Origin of the sequence: Micromonospora sp. LHW51205 (assembly GCF_003315815.1) — a bacterium.
Lineage (GTDB): Bacteria > Actinomycetota > Actinomycetes > Mycobacteriales > Micromonosporaceae > Micromonospora > Micromonospora chalcea.
Genome location: NZ_QMEZ01000007.1, coordinates 239,146 through 254,279, shown reverse-complemented (window position 1 = coordinate 254,279; position 15,134 = coordinate 239,146). Strand labels below are relative to the sequence as shown.

General features: G+C 74.3%; 17 protein-coding genes. 12 read left to right on the top strand and 5 right to left on the bottom strand.

Annotation, left to right across the window (positions count from 1 at the left end; translation table 11 throughout):
- The first annotated feature begins 53 nt into the window (after nucleotides 1–53).
- Nucleotides 54–1,079 (top strand): ABC transporter ATP-binding protein, encoded by a 1,026-nt coding sequence (locus DQE82_RS24710; RefSeq protein WP_113974211.1) that lies wholly within the window; start codon nucleotides 54–56, stop codon nucleotides 1,077–1,079.
- Between the two features lie 266 nt (nucleotides 1,080–1,345).
- Nucleotides 1,346–1,576 carry a hypothetical protein gene (locus DQE82_RS24705; protein WP_043323909.1) on the top strand — a complete coding sequence of 77 codons (231 nt, stop codon included), beginning with the start codon at nucleotides 1,346–1,348 and terminating at the stop codon, nucleotides 1,574–1,576.
- Here the strand turns inward: DQE82_RS24705 and DQE82_RS24700 are convergent.
- Nucleotides 1,514–2,221 carry a B3/4 domain-containing protein gene (locus DQE82_RS24700; protein WP_069089603.1) on the bottom strand — a complete coding sequence of 236 codons (708 nt, stop codon included), beginning with the start codon at nucleotides 2,219–2,221 and terminating at the stop codon, nucleotides 1,514–1,516. The two genes, DQE82_RS24705 and DQE82_RS24700, sit on opposite strands and share 63 nt — an antisense overlap.
- A 13-nt stretch (nucleotides 2,222–2,234) precedes the next feature.
- Entirely contained in the window at nucleotides 2,235–2,843 is a 609-nt protein-coding gene (locus DQE82_RS24695) for a LysE family translocator (protein ID WP_113974209.1), read from the bottom strand.
- Between the two features lie 28 nt (nucleotides 2,844–2,871).
- On the opposite strand from DQE82_RS24695, the gene DQE82_RS24690 reads away from it, so the two are divergent.
- Nucleotides 2,872–4,347: a PLP-dependent aminotransferase family protein gene (locus DQE82_RS24690; RefSeq protein ID WP_113974207.1), complete on the top strand. Its 1,476-nt coding sequence runs from the start codon at nucleotides 2,872–2,874 to the stop codon at nucleotides 4,345–4,347.
- Nucleotides 4,348–4,353: 6 nt separating this feature from the next.
- Here DQE82_RS24690 and DQE82_RS24685 read toward each other — a convergent pair whose 3' ends face one another.
- A complete protein-coding gene (locus DQE82_RS24685; RefSeq protein ID WP_113974205.1) occupies nucleotides 4,354–5,337 on the bottom strand; it encodes a YafY family protein in 984 nt (327 codons plus the stop codon).
- Between the two features lie 45 nt (nucleotides 5,338–5,382).
- On the opposite strand from DQE82_RS24685, the gene DQE82_RS24680 reads away from it, so the two are divergent.
- Nucleotides 5,383–5,859, top strand: coding sequence for a hypothetical protein (locus tag DQE82_RS24680; RefSeq protein ID WP_113974203.1), 477 nt, complete (start codon nucleotides 5,383–5,385; stop codon nucleotides 5,857–5,859).
- The gene (locus tag DQE82_RS24675; protein WP_113974202.1) at nucleotides 5,859–6,314 is read left to right on the top strand and encodes a hypothetical protein; all 456 of its coding nucleotides are present in this window, start codon (nucleotides 5,859–5,861) and stop codon (nucleotides 6,312–6,314) included. The genes DQE82_RS24680 and DQE82_RS24675 overlap by 1 nt, the downstream gene beginning before the upstream one ends.
- Here the strand turns inward: DQE82_RS24675 and DQE82_RS24670 are convergent.
- Nucleotides 6,289–6,969, bottom strand: coding sequence for a TetR/AcrR family transcriptional regulator (locus DQE82_RS24670; RefSeq protein WP_043323920.1), 681 nt, complete (start codon nucleotides 6,967–6,969; stop codon nucleotides 6,289–6,291). The two genes, DQE82_RS24675 and DQE82_RS24670, sit on opposite strands and share 26 nt — an antisense overlap.
- Before the next feature lie 116 nt (nucleotides 6,970–7,085).
- On the opposite strand from DQE82_RS24670, the gene DQE82_RS24665 reads away from it, so the two are divergent.
- The 5 genes from DQE82_RS24665 (at nucleotide 7,086) to DQE82_RS24645 (ending at nucleotide 12,320) form a co-directional block, all read left to right on the top strand.
- A complete protein-coding gene (locus DQE82_RS24665) occupies nucleotides 7,086–8,576 on the top strand; it encodes an NAD(P)/FAD-dependent oxidoreductase (RefSeq protein ID WP_113974200.1) in 1,491 nt (496 codons plus the stop codon).
- A complete protein-coding gene (locus DQE82_RS24660; protein WP_113974198.1) occupies nucleotides 8,569–9,483 on the top strand; it encodes an SDR family oxidoreductase in 915 nt (304 codons plus the stop codon). The genes DQE82_RS24665 and DQE82_RS24660 overlap by 8 nt, the downstream gene beginning before the upstream one ends.
- The gene (locus tag DQE82_RS24655; protein ID WP_113974196.1) at nucleotides 9,480–10,319 is read left to right on the top strand and encodes an alpha/beta fold hydrolase; all 840 of its coding nucleotides are present in this window, start codon (nucleotides 9,480–9,482) and stop codon (nucleotides 10,317–10,319) included. Before DQE82_RS24660 ends, DQE82_RS24655 begins: the two co-directional genes overlap by 4 nt.
- A 73-nt stretch (nucleotides 10,320–10,392) precedes the next feature.
- The gene (locus DQE82_RS24650) at nucleotides 10,393–11,043 is read left to right on the top strand and encodes a GntR family transcriptional regulator (RefSeq protein ID WP_043323924.1); all 651 of its coding nucleotides are present in this window, start codon (nucleotides 10,393–10,395) and stop codon (nucleotides 11,041–11,043) included.
- Nucleotides 11,040–12,320: a nitrate/nitrite transporter gene (locus tag DQE82_RS24645; protein ID WP_113974194.1), complete on the top strand. Its 1,281-nt coding sequence runs from the start codon at nucleotides 11,040–11,042 to the stop codon at nucleotides 12,318–12,320. The genes DQE82_RS24650 and DQE82_RS24645 overlap by 4 nt, the downstream gene beginning before the upstream one ends.
- 38 nt (nucleotides 12,321–12,358) lie before the next feature.
- Here the strand turns inward: DQE82_RS24645 and DQE82_RS24640 are convergent, their stop codons facing one another.
- On the bottom strand, nucleotides 12,359–12,772 hold the full coding sequence (locus DQE82_RS24640) for a hypothetical protein (protein WP_113974246.1): 414 nt from the start codon (nucleotides 12,770–12,772) through the stop codon (nucleotides 12,359–12,361).
- 139 nt (nucleotides 12,773–12,911) lie between these two features.
- Here DQE82_RS24640 and DQE82_RS24635 point away from each other — a divergent pair, with 139 nt between their 5' ends.
- Entirely contained in the window at nucleotides 12,912–14,000 is a 1,089-nt protein-coding gene (locus tag DQE82_RS24635; RefSeq protein ID WP_043323928.1) for an S-(hydroxymethyl)mycothiol dehydrogenase, read from the top strand.
- On the top strand, nucleotides 13,997–14,626 hold the full coding sequence (locus tag DQE82_RS24630; RefSeq protein ID WP_113974192.1) for an MBL fold metallo-hydrolase: 630 nt from the start codon (nucleotides 13,997–13,999) through the stop codon (nucleotides 14,624–14,626). Before DQE82_RS24635 ends, DQE82_RS24630 begins: the two co-directional genes overlap by 4 nt.
- Nucleotides 14,627–15,134 lie beyond the last annotated feature (508 nt).

Below are 15,134 nucleotides of genomic sequence, written 5' to 3'. Positions count from 1 at the left end.
GGTGACCGGGAGCGGATCTACCGGGACGAGGTCGCGCAGGTGGGGGTGGCCCGATGAGCGCCGAGACCGAGCCGCTGCTGTCGGTGCGGGGACTGACCAAGCACTTCCCCGTCCGGCAGGGCCTGCGCGCCACGGGTGCGGTGCGGGCGGTGGACGGGCTGGACTTCGATGTGCGGCCGGGTGAGACGCTCGGCCTGGTGGGGGAGTCGGGGTGTGGGAAGACCACGACCGGTCGGATGCTCGTGCGGCTGCTGGAACCCACCTCGGGCAGCATCATGTTCGCGGGGCGGGACATCACCCACGGCGGGCGGCGTGAGCTGCGCGCGCTGCGGCAGGACCTGCAGATCATCTTCCAGGACCCATACGCCTCGCTGAACCCCCGCCACACGGTCGGGCGGATCGTGGCGATGCCGTTGCAGGTCAACCGGATCACCCCGCCCGGCGGCGTGAAGAGACGGGTCCAGGAGTTGCTGGAACTCGTGGGGTTGAATCCGGAGCACTACAACAGGTACCCGCACGAGTTCTCCGGCGGGCAGCGCCAGCGCATCGGCATCGCCCGCGCCCTGGCGTTGAAACCGAAGCTGATCGTCGCCGACGAACCCGTCTCGGCGCTGGACGTGTCGATCCAGGCGCAGGTCATCAACCTGCTGCGCGACCTGCAACGCGACCTGGACCTGGCGTTCGTGTTCATCGCCCACGACCTCGCCGTCATCCGCCACTTCTGCCACCGCGTCGCCGTCATGTATCTCGGCAAGATCGTCGAGATCGGCGATCGCGACGACATCTACACCCGGCCGCAGCACCCCTACACCAGGGCCCTGCTGTCCGCGATTCCGGACGTCTCCACGCTCGGGCCCGCCGGCCGGATCCGCCTCACCGGCGATGTCCCGACCCCGTTGAACCCGCCATCGGGCTGCCGCTTCCGTACCCGCTGCTGGAAAGCCACCGACCACTGCGCCACCGAAGAACCGGCGCTGACCACCCGGGACGACGGCGGGCAGCTCACCGCCTGCCACTACCCGGAGAGCGGACCGGTCGGCGTGCCGACCGGCGAACCCGGCAGCAACGAACGCACCTGACCCACGACGGAGCCGGGGACGACCCTGCCCGGCGCAGGGATCAAGCCTGACTGCCCTGAGCCGGGCACGGTCGTTCCCGGCCGCCGATGCCGGCGTCCGCGCCGGTGACGATCGCGACCCGGTCGTAGTGCCCCGTGTCGCTGGGGCATGACCGCGCACTACCCGCGCGCCGCGACCTCAACCGGGCGGACGACCCCGACTCGGCCGCCGGTTTCGTCGGAGGCGGTGGCTAGGGTACGGGCGTGATAGCCGATGAGTCCGATGCCGTGACCGTTCGCTTCCTGCGCATGATGAGCGCCGAGCTGCACGCCGAGCGGGCGGGCGACGACTCGCTCGGCCGCACTGTCGAGCTGGCCCGGCAGTGGTGGGGCACCGCCGACGACCGGCTCGCCGACGCCCTGCGCGAGCTGCACGGCGAGCCGTCCGAGCCGGCGTCAGGCGGTCCGGACGGGCACGGCGAACTCCGGGGCCTGCGAGGTGAGCAACGCCGTCCGTGACGGCACGCGCCACTGCTCGGCCAGCGCCGCCGCCAGCTCGTCCAGCATCCGGCGTACGGTCGGCGCCGCCCCGGCGTGCATCGCCTCGATGACCACGAGGACCTCGACGGTGTCGGCACGTACCGCCGAGGCGCCGCTCTGCCGGTGGCACCAGCGCCGGGCGTGCGCCTGCCCGCCCTCGTCGGCGAAGATCACCTCGCCGGGCGCGGGCTGCTCGGACTCCCCACCGAGGCCGAGATACGACTCGGTGCCGTCGGCCGGGCGCACGGTCAGGTCGCCGTCGATCCCGGCCAGGTCGAGCACGGCGACCGGGACCGCGTACCCGACGGAGAGCGCGTTGCCGAGGTCCACCAGCGGGTGCAGCCGGGGCAGGTCGCCGTCGCGGCGCAACCGGCGCAGCAGTGACTCGGCCGCGCAGCGGTAGCGCGTCGGCGGGCAGCCCATCCGGGTGAACGCGCGCCGCCACGCCTGGATCTCCGGGAAGCCGCCCTCCGGTGCGGCGGCGAGCCGGTCCCGGGCGACGCCGAGGTGACCGGCGAGGCGCGGCGTGACGTCGGCGTCGGGCGTGATCCCGGTGGCGTGCAGGACGCCGCAGGTCAGCTCGGGGAAGGACGACCAGATCTCGGGGGAGTGCCGGAAACGCACTGATGAACTCCTTCTAGGCGGTGAACGCGAGGCCGAGGCCCAGGGCGAGGAAGCTGCCGGCCACGGCGTGCCGCAGCAGCGCCCTCAGCCGGGGCCGGGCCAGCACGCGGCGGCGCAACGCGCCGGCGAGCACCGCGTACCCGGCGAACACCAGCAGCGTGACCAGCATGAACACCAAGCCGCAGGCGAGCATGCGGACGGGAGCGGCGGGCGCGCCCGGGGGTACGAACTGCGGCAGGAACGCCACGAAGAACACCGTCACCTTCGGGTTCAGCAGGTTCAGCAACACCCCGTCGCGGAACACCGCCGACGCCGGGCGCGGCGGCCGGTCCGCGTCGACGGTGAACGCGCCCCGGTCGCGCCACGCCGACCAGGCCATCCAGAGCAGGTACGCCACGCCCAGCCAGGTCACCACCCGGAACGCCGGGGTGCCGGCGCGCAGCAACGCGGCCAGGCCGGTCACCGCGGCGATCACGTGCGGGACGAGGCTGAGCGTGGCGCCGGCCGCGGCGGCCAGCCCGGCGCGGCGTCCGGCGGTCACGGCGGTGGCGAGCGTGTGCGTCACCCCGGTGCCCGGAGTCACGGCGACGACGAGTGCGGTCAGCAGGAAGGCGATGGTCACCCGTTCAGCCTCTGGCCATAATGGTCCGGTGGACAGGGCCAAAGCCGTCGTTTCCGAGAGGTCCAAATCGGTCGGCGCGGACTTCCTCCAGCTCGATGTGGGCGAGGCCCCGCCCGGCGGCCGCGCGGACTGGCTGGCCGCCCGGCTGCGCTCGGCGATCGCCGACGGCCGCGCGCCAGTAGGTACCCGCCTGCCACCCAGCCGGGTGCTCGCCGCCGAGCTGGGCGTCTCACGCGGCGTGGTGACCGAGGCGTACCAGCGGCTGGGCGAGGACGGCCAGGTGGCCGGGCGCGGCCGGGCCGGCACCGTCGTGGTGGCCACCCCGGCCGCCGTGCACGCCCGGCCACCCGAGCCGAGGAGAGCACCGGAGGTGTTCACCGGCCGGCCCGGCCTCGACGTCTTCGAAGCGCTGCGCGCCGCCCCCGCGAGGGTGGACCTGACGCCCGGCGTACCCGATCTGGCGGCATTTCCCCGCGCGGCCTGGCTGCGGGCCGAGCGGGCCGTGCTGCACCGGGCCACGCCCGCCGCGCTCGGCTACGGCGACCCGACCGGCACGCCCGCGCTGCGGCGGGCCGTCGCGAACTGGCTGGCCCGCAACCGGGGCATCCGCGCCGACCCGGCCGAGGTGGTGGTCGTGGCCGGGGTGTCCCAGGCGCTCGGCCTGCTCGCGCGGGTGCTGCACGAGCGGGGTACGCGCACCGTCGCGGTGGAGGACCCCGGCTCACTCGGCGTGCGGCAGCACCTCACGTACGCCGGGATGGCGACGCCGCCGGTGCCGGTGGACGACAGGGGCCTGCGCGTCGACGAGCTGGAGCGGTCCGGCGCGCCGGCCGTGCTGCTCACCCCGGCGCACCAGTTCCCGACCGGGGTGGTGCTCGACGGTGAGCGGCGTCGCCGGCTGCTGCGGTGGGCGCGCGACGGCGGCCTGGTGCTGGAGGACGACTACGACGCCGAGCACCGGTACGACCGCCCGCCCGTGCCGGCGCTGCGCGGCATGGCCCCCGACCGGGTCTGCTACACCGGCAGCATCTCCAAGCTGCTCGCCCCGGCCCTGCGGATCGGGTGGACGCTGGTGCCGCCGTCGCTGCGCGCCGACGTGGTGGACGCGAAGCGGACGGCGGATCTGGGCAACGCGGCGCTGCCGCAGCTCGTGCTGGCCGAGCTGATGGAGTCGGGAGCGCTGGAGCGGCACCTGCGGCTGCTGCGCCACCGGCACGTACGCCGCCGGGACGCGATGATCCGGGCGGTCCGCGCGTACCTGCCGGGGGCGGTGGTGCACGGCGCCGCCGCCGGACTGCACCTGACGGTCACGCTGCCCGGCGACGTCGACGACCGGGCGCTCGCGGCGGCGGCGCTGCGCCGGGGCGTCAAGGTCCACCCGCTGTCCTGGCACGGGCAGCGTCCGCAGCCGCCGGGCCTGGTCCTCGGGTACGCGGCGACCCCGCCGTCGGAGATCGACCGAGCCCTGTCCACAGTCGCCGAGGCCCTCCACACCCTCCCCTGAACCCGCTCACCGGGGGAGAGGTGGGGGGTAGAGGGCGGCCAGGGCGGTGGCGGTGGCGGCCAGGCGGGCGCGCAGCTCTTCCGGGGACAGGACCTCCACGTCGGCGCCGAGCCGCAGCAGGTCGCCGTGGGCGTGGGTGAGCGACTCGATCGGGATGACCGCGCGCACCCAGCCGCCGTCGTCGGGCGGGCCGGCGCTCGCCTCGGCGGCGGCGACCACCACGTCGCTGCCGATCTCGCGCAGCCGGGCGAACCCGCGCGGCGACAGCCGGATGTGCGCCTCGTCGCGGTGCAGCCCGGCCCGGAACTCCACCACGTGGGCGCGCCACCAGGCCGGCAGGTCGAACTCGGGCCGCTCGAACGTCTCGTCCAGCGGGGCCAGGTCGAGGATCTGGTTGACCCGGTAGGTGGCCGGTCCGGCGCGGTCCGGGCGGGCGGCCACGAGATACCAGCGCCCGCCCTTGAGCACCAGCCCGTACGGTTCGAGCACCCGGATCGTCTCGCCGCGCCAGCCCCGGTAGCGCACCCGGATCCGGTGCTCCCGCCACACCGCCTCGGCCGCCTCGGCGAGGTACGGCGACGGGTCGCCGTCGGAGTACCAGCCCGGCGTGTCCAGGTGGAACCGCTGTTCCAGCCGGGCGGCCCGGTCGGCCAGCGGCGCGGGCAGCGCGGCCCGCAGCTTGAGCTGTACGGCGGCGACGACCGACTGGTAGCCCAGTTCGGCGGCCGGTCCGGGCAGCCCGGCGAAGAGCAGCCGGTCGGCCTCCTCGGCGGTCAGCCCGGTCAGCCGGGTTCGCCAGCCCTCCACGAGCCGGTAGCCGCCGTCGTGTCCGGCCTCGCCGTACAGCGGGATGCCGGCGGTGTGCAGCGCCTCGACGTCCCGGTAGATGGTGCGTACCGACACCTCGAGGCGGTCGGCCAGGTCGGCGGCGGTGAGCCGGCCGTGCGCCTGCAGGAGCAGCAGGATGGACAGGAGTCGACTGGCACGCATTCTGCTGACACTAGCTGTCAGGGGACCGCCCCTACCGTCCCGATCATGGCTTTCCACGACAAGGAGCTGACGGTGCCGGGGACGATCGAGGTCGCCGGCCGGCACGTCAAGCGCTACCACATCGACCAGCCGGACCGCCGCCTCGAACCGCGTGTGGTCGACGCCGCGTACGCGTACCTTCCCAAGCTGCTGCCCGGCCCGGACGGCGGCACCCCGCCGGCGAGCTGGGTGGTGCTGCACCGGGGCGCGGACAGCGGCGCGTACCTGCTGGCGTACACCTGGTTCTTCGACAACGTGGTCGAGTGCCGCATCGCGATCGCCGGGCAGCCCGCGCTCGACTGCCCGGACGACGACCCGGCGCGCTTCGTGGACCTGGAGCGTCCCGGGGTGGGCTGCGTCTGGGAGCTGGGTGTGCTGGAGCACGAGCGCGCCGCCTGGATCCGGCACGTGCTCGCGCCGGACGAGCCGGACCTGGCCGGCTACCTGGCCGACGCCCGGCCCGAGGGGCCGGTGGGGTCCTGATGGGCGACTTCGACTTCCTCGTCGGCACCTGGGACGTGACCAACCGGCGTCTGCGGCAGCGGCACGTCGGCAGCGACGACTGGGACGAGTTCACCGGCGTCAGCGAGGCCCGCTCGTTCTTCGACGGCGCGGGCAGCTTCGACGAGATGCGCTGCCCCAGCCGGGGCTTCTCCGGCTCGTCGGTGCGCGTCCTGAACCCGGCGACCGGGCTGTGGTCGATCTACTGGATGCACAGCGCGCGGGGCGTGCTGGAGCAGCCGCCGGTGGTGGGCCGGTTCACCGACGGCGTCGGTGAGTTCCACGCCGACGACACCGACGAGGGCCGCCCGGTGCGCTGCCGGTTCCTCTGGTCGGCGATCACCCCGGTCACCTGCCGCTGGGAGCAGGCGTTCTCCACCGACGGGGAGCGCACCTGGGAGACCAACTGGATCATGGAGTTCCGGCGGACGGCATGACCGGCGGGGTGGTGGTCCGGTAGATCGCGGTCAGCCAGACGTCGAGCAGCACGTCGACCACGTCCCGCTCGGCCACCGCCGGGCCGTCCCCGGCGAACGTGGCGTACCAGACCCGTTCGTTCATCGAGTTCAGCGCGATGGAGAGGTCCCGGGCGGGCAGCCCGTCCGGGGCCGCTCCACGTGCGCGTTCGGTCTCGATCGCGGCCTGCACCGCGCGGACCCAGCGTTCCAGCACCTCGGCCCAGAGCCGCCGCACCTCGGCGTTGGTGCCGCGTACCTGGGCGCAGGCCAGCACCACGTCCCGGTGCCCGCCGAACGTGGCGTGGAACCGGGCGATCAGCTCCCGCCAGTGGGCGCGCGGGTCCTCGGCGAGCCGGTCGAACACGCCGCCGGCCGCCGCGTCGGCCTCCTCGGTGACCCGGTCCAGCAGCGTGAGCAGCACCGCGTCCTTGGACGGGAAGTAGAAGTAGAACGTGGGACGGGAGATGCCCGCGCCGCGCGCCAGGTCGTCGATGGAGATGTCGCCGAACGCGCGCTGCCGCAGCAGCCGCTCGGCGGTGGCCAGGATCGCGGTCTCCCGCTCGTCGCCGGTGGAGCGGCCGGTCCGCCGCCCGCGGCTGGGCGCGGCGCCGGCCGGCGTACGGGCGGTGGTCATGTCGGCTGATGTTACACCCGCTCAACACCCTGTCGATTAAGCTCGACACGGTGTTGACTGCGCTCGACGGCGATGGATAGTGTCCGGTCCACCGCCGGTGCGAACGGGAGAAACCGATGGCCGCAGACCACGTCGACGTCCTCATCGTCGGGGCCGGCCTGTCCGGCATCGGCGCCGCCGTCCACCTGGGACGCGACTGCCCCGGCAAGACCTACGCGGTGCTGGAGGCCCGGGGTGCCATCGGCGGCACCTGGGACCTGTTCCGCTACCCGGGCATCCGCTCCGACTCCGACATGTACACCCTCGGCTACTCGTTCAAGCCGTGGACCGACCCGAAGGCCATCGCCGACGGCGACTCCATCCGCGCGTACGTGCGCCAGACCGCCCGCGAGTACGACGTCGAGCAGCACATCCGCTTCCACCACCGGGCCGTGCGCGCGGAATGGGACAGCGCCACCGCCCGCTGGACAGTCCACGCCCGCCGCGACGACACCGGCGAGGACGTCACCATCACCTGCGGGTTCCTGTTCACCAACTCCGGCTACTACCGCTACGACTCCGGCTACACGCCGCGTTTCCCCGGCGTCGAGCGGTACGCCGGCACGCTCGTGCACCCGCAGCACTGGCCCGACGACCTGGACTACACCGGCAAGCGGGTCGTGGTGATCGGCAGCGGCGCCACAGCCGTCACCCTCGTGCCGGCGATGGCCGAGCGGGCCGCCCACGTCACCATGCTCCAGCGCTCACCCACGTACGTGATCGCGCTGCCCTCGCGCGACCCGTTCGCCGACGCCGCGCGGCGCTGGCTGCCCCCGAAGTCCGCGTACACGGTGGCGCGGTGGAAGAACGTCGCGCTCGGGGTGGCAAACTTCCAGCTCAGCCGACGTGCCCCCGGCGTGGTGAAGCGGTTCCTGCGCCGGGCCGCGAAAGGCCGGCTGCCCGCCGGGTACGACGTCGAGCGGCACTTCTCACCCCGGTACGACCCGTGGGACCAGCGCCTGTGCGTGGTCCCGGACGGCGACCTGTTCACCGTGCTGCGCGAGGGACGCGCGTCGGTGGTCACCGACACCATCGACACGTTCACCGAGCACGGGCTCCGGCTCGCCTCCGGCGAGGAGCTGCCCGCCGACATCGTGGTCACCGCCACCGGCCTGAACCTGCTCGCGCTCGGCGGCATGACCCTGGCGGTCGACGGCGCCGACGTCGACCTCGCCTCGACGGTGGCCTACAAGGGCATGATGCTGTCCGGCGTGCCGAACTTCGCCATGACGATCGGCTACACGAACGCCTCGTGGACGCTCAAGGCCGACCTCGTCGCCACCTACGTCTGCCGGCTGCTGCGCCACCTCGACGACACCGGCCAGCAGATCGTCACGCCGCTCGCCCCGGACACCGACGACCTGGCGCCGATCATCGACCTGCAGTCCGGCTACGTGCTGCGCGCCGTCGACCAACTGCCCAAGCAGGGGCCGCGCGCGCCGTGGCGGCTGCACCAGAACTACCCCCGCGACGTACGCCTGATGCGGCACGGCCCGCTCACCGACGGCGTACGCTTCGCCCGCGCCGGTGTGCCCGCCGCCGCCACCTCGGGAGGAACCGATGCGTGACCTCGTCTTTCCCGGCGGCACCGCGGTCCTCACCGGCGCGGCGAGCGGCATCGGCGCGGCGCTGGCCCACGGCCTGGCCCGGCGCGGCGCCGACCTGGTCCTGCTCGACCGCGACGCCGACGGCCTGACCTCGGTCGCCGCCGCGATCTCGGCGGCGCACCCGGACCTCCGGGTCGAGACGCACGTGGTCGACCTCGCCGACGCCGAGGCCACCGAGCGGATCGCCGCCGAGATCCACCGCGCGCATCCCCGCATCCGGCTGCTGATCAACAACGCCGGGGTGGCGCTGGGCGGGCGTTTCGACCAGGTCACAGTGGAGGAGTTCCTCTGGGTCATCGAGATCAACTTCCGGGCGGTGGTACGCCTGACCCACGCGCTGCTGCCCGCGCTCAAGGCCGAACCCGGCGCTCATCTGATCAACGTCTCCAGCCTGTTCGGCATCATCGCGCCCGCCGGACAGGCCGCGTACGCGGCGAGCAAGTTCGCCGTCCGCGGCTTCACCGAGGCGCTGCGGCACGAACTCGTCGACGACGGCGTCGGCGTCACGTCGGTGCACCCGGGCGGCATCCGCACCCGGATCGCCAGCAGCGCCCGGGTCGGCAGCGGCGTTGACCGGGCCGAGTACGAGACCGGGCTCAGGCAGTTCGAGAAGCTGCTCACCATCGACCCGGCGAAGGCCGCCGAGGCGATCCTGCGCGGCGCGAAGCGGCGTCGCGGCCGGGTGCTGATCGGCTGGTCGGCGAAGCTGCCCGACCTGCTGGCCCGGGTCGCCCCCGCCGGGTACGGCCGGGTGCTCGCCCTGGGCATGCGCCCGACCCGCCCGGCGGCGGCCGTCGCCGGGGCGCCGGCGCCGCGGGCCGAGACGCCCGGCGAGGAGGCCGCGCGGGAACCCGGACGCACGGCGTGACGGTGGCCCTCCCGCCGGCCGACGAGCGCACCGTCGACGGCCGGCGCGTGCGCTGCCGGATCAGCGGCGACGGGCCGCCCGTGGTGCTGCTGCACGGCATCGGCCGTACCCTCGACGACTTCACCGCCCTGCACGCCGCGCTGGCCCGCGACCACCTGGTGCTCGCGGTGGACCTGCCCGGGCACGGCGGCTCCGCGCCGCTGGACGGGCCGCACACGCTGCCCGCCCTGGCCGGCGCGGTCGCCCGGTTCCTCGACGTGGCCGGGGTGACCGGCCCGGCGCACCTGGTCGGCAACTCCCTCGGCGGGGCGGTGGCGATGCGCCTCGCGGTCGACGCGCCGCAGCGGGCGGCCAGCCTGGCGCTGCTCAACAGCGCCGGCTTCGGCCGGGAGGTGACGGTGGCGCTGCGGCTGCTCGCGATCCGCCCGCTGGCGCCGTTGCTGCTGCGTCCGCATCCGGGGATCGCCCGCCGCAGCGAGCGGGCCATCTTCTTCGACCCGGCGTACGTCACCGAGGAGCGGATCGCCACCGCGCTCGCCGTCGCCGGGCAGCCGCACGCCGCCCGGGTGATGCTGGAGCTGGTCCGCGACCTGGGCACCTGGCGCGGGGTGAAGCCGCGGTGGCGCGCCGAACTGCTCGACGCGGTGGCCGCGCTCGACCTGCCCACGCTGCTCGTCTGGGGCGACCGTGACCTGATCCTGCCCGCCACGCACCTGGCGTACGCCGGCAGCCGGCTGCCGCACGCGCGCCGCCATCTGTTCCGCGACACCGGGCACATGCCGCAGATCGAGCGGACCGCCGAGGTGGAGGCGCTGCTGCGGGAGTTGTGGGCCTGACCCGCGGTGGCCTGCGCCACTGCCCGGGCCCGCGATCGAGCGGCGGGACGAGCCGCGGAGCAAGCTTAGATACATGACGCATCCCAGCCGGACCGCGCCGTCCGCCGCCGAGCGGGCGTACCGGCACCTCAAGCAGGCCATCCTGGAACAGGTCTACCCGGGTGGCCAGCTCGTGAGCGAGGGCGAGATCGCCGACGCGACCGGCGTGTCCCGCACCCCGGTCCGGGAGGCGCTGCTGCGGCTGGAGACCGAGGGTCTGGTCAAGCTCTACCCGAAGCGCGGCGCGCTGATCCGGCCGGTATCGGCCCGGGAGATCGCCGACGTCATCGAGGCCCGTCGGCTGGTCGAGCTGCACGCCGCCGAGCGGGTCTGGGACCGCCGCGCCGAGTTGCGCGCCGACCTGGCCCGCCGGCTGGAGGAGATGCGACGCGCGCACGCCGCCGGTGACATCAGCGCGCTGATGGGCGCCGACCGCTCGTTCCACGCCGCCGTGGTCGAGGCCGCCGGCAACGAGATCCTGGCCGAGCTGTACCACCGGCTGCGCGACCGGCAGCTGCGCATGGGCGAGGCGAGCTTCCGGCTCTCGCCCGGCTGGGCCGAGGTCGCCCTGGCCGAGCACGCCGGCCAGCTCGCCGCGCTCGACGGCGACGACCCGCAGGCGTGGCGCGACGCGGTCGCCGGGCACATCGACACCGCCGCGCGGATGCTCGGGACGCTGCGGTGAGCGTGTCCCGCCGGCCCGCGGCCCTGGTGTACGCGGTGGCGCTGACCGCGTACCTGACCGCCGTGTTCCACCGCAGCTCACTCGGCGTCACCGGGGTCGACGCGGCGGATCGGTTCCACATCAACGCCGCCGCGCTCGCCACGTTCTCCGTGGCCCAGCTCGCCGTCTACGCCGCCATGCAGGTCCCGGTCGGGGTGCTGCTCGACCGCTACGGCTCGCGCCGGCTGCTGCTGGCCGGCGGCGCGCTGATGGTGGCCGGGCAGATCGTCTTCGCGGTCGCCACCGACGTGCCGGCCGCCGTCGCCGCGCGGGTGCTCGTCGGCCTCGGTGACGCCATGACCTTCATCAGCGTGCTGCGCATCGTCGCGTTCTGGTTCCCCGGCCGCCGCAACCCGCTGCTGGTGCAGCTCACCGGCACCGTCGGCCAGCTCGGCGCGGTGCTCGGCGCCGTACCCCTGGTGCTGCTGCTGCACCGCGCGGGCTGGACCCCGGCGTTCCTGACCGCCGCGGCGCTCGGCGCGACGGTGGTGCTGATGATCCTCGTCGCGGTACGCGACACGCCGCACGCCGAGCACGCCACCGCGCTCGCGCCCGACCTGGCGACCGTGCGCCGCCAGCTCGCCGAGGCGTGGGCCGAGCCGGGCACCCGGCTGGGCCTGTGGACGCACTTCGTCACGCAGTTCTCCGGCTCGGTGTTCGCGCTGCTGTGGGGGTACCCGTTCCTGGTGCAGGGCCAGGGCTTCTCGCCCACGGCGGCCGCCGGGCTGCTCACCCTGATGACGATGGTGACGCTCGTGTGCGGGCCGGTGCTCGCGCATCTGTGCGCCCGCTTCCCGTTCCACCGCTCGGTGTTGGTCTTCGCCATCACCGCCGGCACCGCCGGCATGTGGGCGGTGGTGCTGGCGTGGCCGGGCCGGGCGCCGCACGCGCTGCTGGTGGCGCTCGTGGTGGTGCTCGCGGTCAACGGTCCCGGTTCGATGATCGGGTTCGACTACGCCCGCTCGTTCAACCCGGTGCACCGCATCGGCAGCGCCACCGGCATCGTCAACGTCGGCGGTTTCGCCGCCTCGATCGTGCTGATCCTGGCCGTCGGCCTGGTGCTCGACCTGGCCACCCCGGCCGGGCACGACGCGCCGCCGCTGTCCGCGTTCCGCTGGGCGTTCGCCGTGCAGTTCCTGCTCTGGGCGCTCGGCGCGGCGCAGGTGCTGCGCTACCGCAACGCCGCCCGCCGGATCGCCGCCGACCGGGCCGCCGCGACGGCCGCGGCCCCCGTCTGAGTACGCGGCCGGCCCGGAGCGGCTTCGGCGCGGGCGGCTCAGCGCCGGTGCCGCACCAGCGAGTCGAGCATCAGCGTCAGCCCGGCGCCGACCAGCCACACGTCCTTGGCCAGCCCGATGCCCTCCTGGCTCGGCCGCAGGCTGCTGCCCTCCCGCATGCCGGGCGTCTTCAGGTAGAGCTGCACCAGCCCCGCGCCGAACGCGGTGAGCGCGGCCCCGGCCAGCAACGACGGCACGAACGGGGCGATCAGCGCCGCGCCGAGCGCCGTCTCGCCCCGGGACAGCAGCACGGCGAACCGGTCCGGCGGGATCTGCCGCAGCTGCGGCATCGCGCCGGCCGCCATGCCGTGCATGCCCGCGGCGGCCTCACCCTCCAGGCCCCGCTTGCCCAGCCCGGAGTTCAAGATGTACGCGCCGATGGCGACCCGCAGCGGCGCATGCGACAGCCTCATGATCACTCCCGTCCCACCTGGTAGAACCGGCACACCGGGTACCCGGTCATGACCAGGACAATCCGGCGGGCTTCATTGGTTCGCGGGTCATGATCAGCGGTAGGTTCGGGGTGCAGAAGCACGCAACAAGGGAGGCACTGTGAGCCAGGAAGTCCGGGGAGTCGTGTCGCGGCGCAAGGGCGCGCCCGTGGAGGTCACCACCATCGTGGTGCCCGACCCGGGACCGGGCGAGGCGGTGGTCCGCATCCAGTCGTGCGGCGTCTGCCACACCGACCTGCACTACCGCGAGGGCGGCATCAACGACGACTACCCGTTCCTGCTGGGCCACGAGGCCGCCGGCATCGTCGAGCAGGTCGGCGACGGCGTCACCGACGTGGCACCCGGCGACTTCGTGGTGCTGAACTGGCGCGCGGTCTGCGGGCAGTGCCGGGCCTGCCGCCGCGGCCGCCCGTGGTACTGCTTCGCCACCCACAACGCGACGCAGAAGATGACGCTCACCGACGGCACCGAGCTGACCCCCGCGCTCGGCATCGGCGCGTTCGCCGAGAAGACGCTCGTGCACGCCGGGCAGTGCACCAAGGTCGACCCGTCGGCGCGGCCGGCGGCCGTCGGCCTGCTCGGCTGCGGCGTGATGGCCGGCCTCGGCGCGGCCATGAACACCGGCAACGTGACCCGGGGCGACTCGGTCGCGGTGATCGGCTGCGGCGGCGTCGGCGACGCGGCGGTGGCCGGCGCGGCCCTGGCCGGCGCGACCACGATCATCGCGGTGGACACCGACTCCCGCAAGCTCGACTGGGCGCGCAAGTTCGGCGCCACCCACACCGTCAACGCCTCCGAGGACGACGCGGTGGAAGCCATCCGCGCCGCCACCGGCGGCTTCGGCGCCGACGTGGTGATCGACGCGGTCGGCCGCCCGGAGACCTGGAAGCAGGCGTTCTACGCCCGTGACCTGGCCGGCACGGTCGTGCTGGTCGGCGTGCCGACGCCGGAGATGACTGTCGACCTGCCGCTGCTGGACGTGTTCGGTCGCGGCGGCGCGCTCAAGTCCAGCTGGTACGGCGACTGCCTGCCCAGCCGCGACTTCCCGATGCTGACCGAGCTGTACCGGCAGGGCCGGCTGGACCTGGACGCGTTCGTCACCGAGGAGATCGCCCTCGACCAGGTCGAGGAGGCGTTCAGCCGGATGCACCACGGCGACGTGCTGCGCTCGGTGGTGGTCTTCCCGTGACCGCCCGCGTCGACCACGCCGTCACGTCCGGCACGTTCTCCCTGGACGGCCAGACGTTCGACGTCGACAACAACGTCTGGGTGATCGGTGACGACGCCGAGTGCGTCGTCCTCGACGCGCCGCACGACGTCGCGGCCATCCGCCAGGTGATCGGCGACCGGCGGGTGGTGGCGATCGTGGCCACGCACGCCCATGACGACCACGTCCGGGTCGCGCCCGAGCTGGCCCGGGCCACCGGCGCGCCGGTGCTGCTGCACCCGGCCGACCGGGTGCTGTGGGACATGGTGCACCCGGGCGCCGCCCCGGACGGTGAGCTGACCGACGGGCAGACCATCACCGTCGGCGGGACCACGCTGCGGGTGCTGCACACCCCCGGCCACAGCCCCGGCGCGTGCAGCCTGTACGCGCCCGACCTGGGCGCGGTCTTCACCGGCGACACCCTGTTCGCCGGGGGACCGGGCGCCACCGGCCGGTCGTACAGCGACTTCGGCACCATCGTCGAGTCGATCCGTACCCGTCTGCTCACGCTGCCGCCGGAGACGGTGGTGCACACCGGGCACGGCGACGACACCACGATCGGGGCCGAGGCGCCGCACCTGGACGAGTGGATCGCCCGGGGCCACTGAGGACCACACACCCGCGCGGGTCCGGCCGGAGCAGTCCGGTCCGGGCCCGCGTGCGGCGTCTTCCGGCCCGTCCGCGCCCGGGCACCGCCGGGTGTCCGTCCGCTTCGGACGGGTCCGGAAAACCGTGTGGGCGTCCCGGAGGGGATCGCCGCGTGGCGCTGCGCTTCCACCCGGCTTCGTGCTGCCGGTGGACGCCGAGTTACGCGGGCCCGACATCCCGCCGCTCGCGTGCACGCCGGGTTCGCCCGAGGGACAGCAGCTGCACGCCGAGGTGATCGGCCGCGCCGCCGCGTCCGTCGGTGGTACGTGACGGACCGGGGACCGGCCGCGGTGACGCTGCAGCACCTCAAGCAGATCCGGCACGCGCTGGTCCGGTGCGGCGTCTCGCCCTGATCGTCCCGTTCCTCGCCATTCACCCAGGATGCGGACCGGGTGCCCGGAATCGCGGGTGACCTGGACCGCAGCCTCGGCGCTGCCCGGCATTTCCGGAATGACCGACACTGCGGGC

Coding starts and splice junctions, on each gene's coding strand:
- DQE82_RS24685 (WP_113974205.1), bottom strand. CDS start 5,337: ATGCGTGCCAGTCGACTCCTGTCCATCCTGCTGCTCCTGCAGGCGCAC.
- DQE82_RS24680 (WP_113974203.1), top strand. CDS start 5,383: ATGGCTTTCCACGACAAGGAGCTGACGGTGCCGGGGACGATCGAGGTC.
- DQE82_RS24660 (WP_113974198.1), top strand. CDS start 8,569: ATGCGTGACCTCGTCTTTCCCGGCGGCACCGCGGTCCTCACCGGCGCG.
- DQE82_RS24665 (WP_113974200.1), top strand. CDS start 7,086: ATGGCCGCAGACCACGTCGACGTCCTCATCGTCGGGGCCGGCCTGTCC.
- DQE82_RS24670 (WP_043323920.1), bottom strand. CDS start 6,969: ATGACCACCGCCCGTACGCCGGCCGGCGCCGCGCCCAGCCGCGGGCGG.
- DQE82_RS24640 (WP_113974246.1), bottom strand. CDS start 12,772: ATGAGGCTGTCGCATGCGCCGCTGCGGGTCGCCATCGGCGCGTACATC.
- DQE82_RS24650 (WP_043323924.1), top strand. CDS start 10,393: ATGACGCATCCCAGCCGGACCGCGCCGTCCGCCGCCGAGCGGGCGTAC.
- DQE82_RS24675 (WP_113974202.1), top strand. CDS start 5,859: ATGGGCGACTTCGACTTCCTCGTCGGCACCTGGGACGTGACCAACCGG.
- DQE82_RS24710 (WP_113974211.1), top strand. CDS start 54: ATGAGCGCCGAGACCGAGCCGCTGCTGTCGGTGCGGGGACTGACCAAG.